Genomic DNA, 2,412 nt, shown 5'->3' on the forward strand with positions numbered 1-2,412 from the left:
TGTCTGGCGACAATTACTTCTGCCGGTAGCGACAACTAGATTTGCCGGTTTCCGGCGGCCGAGCTGTTGAGGTTTGGTGCGCCGTTATCATGCGGCTCCTTGCGGAGCCGGCATGAAAAAAGACGGAGAAATCAAATTGTTGCGAGAAGAACGGCAGAAAGGGGTGAGCCAGAAGCTGGCTGCGGCGCGTACGGGGATGAGCGAGCGCACGGCCCGGAAATACGAGCGTGCTGGCCAGTTACCCAGTCAGATGAAGAAGTCTCGCACGCATCGAACGCGGGAGAATCCGTTCAGCCTCGACTGGCCATGGGTCGAGGAACAGCTCAAGCGGGATTCGGCGCTCCAGAGCAAGACGCTGTTCGCGCTGTTGTGTCAGGCGTTTCCGGGTCGATATCAGGAAGGCCAACTGCGTACGCTGCAGCGGCACGTTCAGGCATGGCGGGTTCGTCATGGCCCCGAGCAGGAGATCATGTTTCCTCAGGAGCACATTCCCGGGCGCATGGCTCAATCCGATTTCACGTCGATGAATAGCCTGAGAGTAACGATCGCAGGCACTGCGTTCCCGCACCTCGTCTACCACCTGGTGCTGACGTATTCGAACGTCGAGGCCGTGCGTGTCTGTTTCTCCGAGAGTTTCGAGGCGCTAGCCGAAGGTCTGGAAGCGTGCCTGTGGCAAATCGGCGGAGTTCCTGAGTTGCACCGCACTGACAATCTGACTGCCGCCGTACGCGACCTTGATCGCGAGGGTATGCACGAGTTCACGCAGAACTATCGGGCATTGCTCGCGCATTACGGAATGCAGCCATCGGCAAACACGGCCGGATGCGCCAACCAGAACGGTGACGTCGAACAATCGCATTTCCGGTTCAAACAGGCCGTCGATCAGGCGCTGCGTGTTCGCGGCACGCGAGACTTCGAAACGCGTAGCGACTATGAGCACTTTCTTGGTGAGCTTGTTCGGCAACGCAACCTCACTCGCCTGCAACGGTTCGAGGCGGATCGGGCAGCCCTCAGACCTCTACCTGAGGTCCCGCTGGACTTCACACGCGAGATCATGGTGCGCGTCTCCCGTTTCAGTTTGATCCGGGTGCTCAACAACCACTACTCTGTTCCCTCGAGGCTGATTGGGGCGAAGCTCAAAGTGCGTATCCGCTCGGAGAGCCTGGACCTTTACCACGGACCGGCACACGTTCTTGCGCTGCCGCGTCTGAGCGGGCGCAACCAGCGCCGGATCGACTATCGGCATCTCATCTGGTCGCTCGTCCGGAAGCCCGGAGCGTTTGCCGCCTACTGCTACCGGGAAGAACTGTTTCCGACGACCACGTTCCGCCGGGGGTACGACGCACTGCTTGCCGCAACACCGACCAAAGCTGACCGCGAGTACCTGCGCCTGCTGCACCTGGCCGCGAGCACATCAGAAGCGGAAATCGATCAGGCAATCGGCCAGCTGTTGGCGGACGGGCGTACACCAACGCTCGAAGCGGTACGCGAGCTCGTCACAAGCTCTGCACCAACGCCAATTCCAAAGATCGGCAAGGCCGCCATCAACCTGCGCGATTACGACGTCTTGATTCCCTCATGGAGCAGCCATGCACAACGCACGTGAAGAACTGCTGGCGTCGCTTCGAGCGCTCAATCTCGGCGCCATGGCGGCGGCCGTGGAAGATACGGCATTGCGAGCAGCGAAAGAAGGGCTAACCCACGAAGCATTCCTGCTCGAGTTGGCCCGCATTGAGCGCGCCGCGAAGGCGGCTCGCCGGATTGAGCGGCTCCTGAGGCAATCCGAACTGCTTCCAGAGAAAACCTTCCGGACTCTCAATCTGGATCGGTTTGATCCGGCGACGCGCATGCAAATCGAGCGGTTGCGCAGCGGGGGATTCCTCAAGGACGCGATCAATGTGGTGGCCGTCGGCAGGCCTGGCGCAGGGAAAAGCCATCTTGCCAGCGCTTTAGGTCACGCGCTCGTCGAACAGGGCTATCCAGTTCTGTTCACTCCCACGGGTGCCCTGGTGCAGCGGTTGCTCGCGGCAAAGCGCGACCTCCGCTTGCCGCAGGAATTGGCAAAGCTGGACCGCTTTGAATGTTTGGTTCTTGATGACATCGGCTACGTCCAGCACGACCGCGATGAAATGGAGGTGTTGTTCACGTTGCTCGCCGAGCGCTACGAGCGAAAGAGCATCGTCATCACCACAAATCTCGTGTTCTCGGAATGGGAACGCATCTTTAAAGACCCGATGACCACGCTTGCGGCGATCGATCGCGTAGTGCACCACAGCGTCGTCCTCGACTTGATGGGTGTCGAGAGCTATCGCGCAAAAGCTGCCGGTGCGAAGCCGACAGCGTCAGCCGCAGCGACGGCATAGGGCGGCAATTTTAGTTGTCGCCGACGGCAGTTCTAGTTGACGCCAGACA

General features: G+C 60.0%; 2 protein-coding genes. Both read left to right on the top strand.

Annotation, left to right across the window (positions count from 1 at the left end; translation table 11 throughout):
• Nucleotides 1-112 precede the first annotated feature (112 nt).
• Complete coding sequence (gene istA / locus GCT19_RS41670; RefSeq protein WP_018432598.1) at nucleotides 113-1,606, top strand: IS21 family transposase; 1,494 nt, start codon at nucleotides 113-115, stop codon at nucleotides 1,604-1,606.
• Nucleotides 1,590-2,363, top strand: coding sequence for an IS21-like element helper ATPase IstB (gene istB / locus GCT19_RS41675; protein ID WP_152855065.1), 774 nt, complete (start codon nucleotides 1,590-1,592; stop codon nucleotides 2,361-2,363). Before istA ends, istB begins: the two co-directional genes overlap by 17 nt.
• The last annotated feature ends 49 nt before the right edge of the window (nucleotides 2,364-2,412 follow it).

This window comes from Paraburkholderia atlantica, from assembly GCF_009362785.1.
Taxonomy (GTDB): domain Bacteria; phylum Pseudomonadota; class Gammaproteobacteria; order Burkholderiales; family Burkholderiaceae; genus Paraburkholderia; species Paraburkholderia atlantica.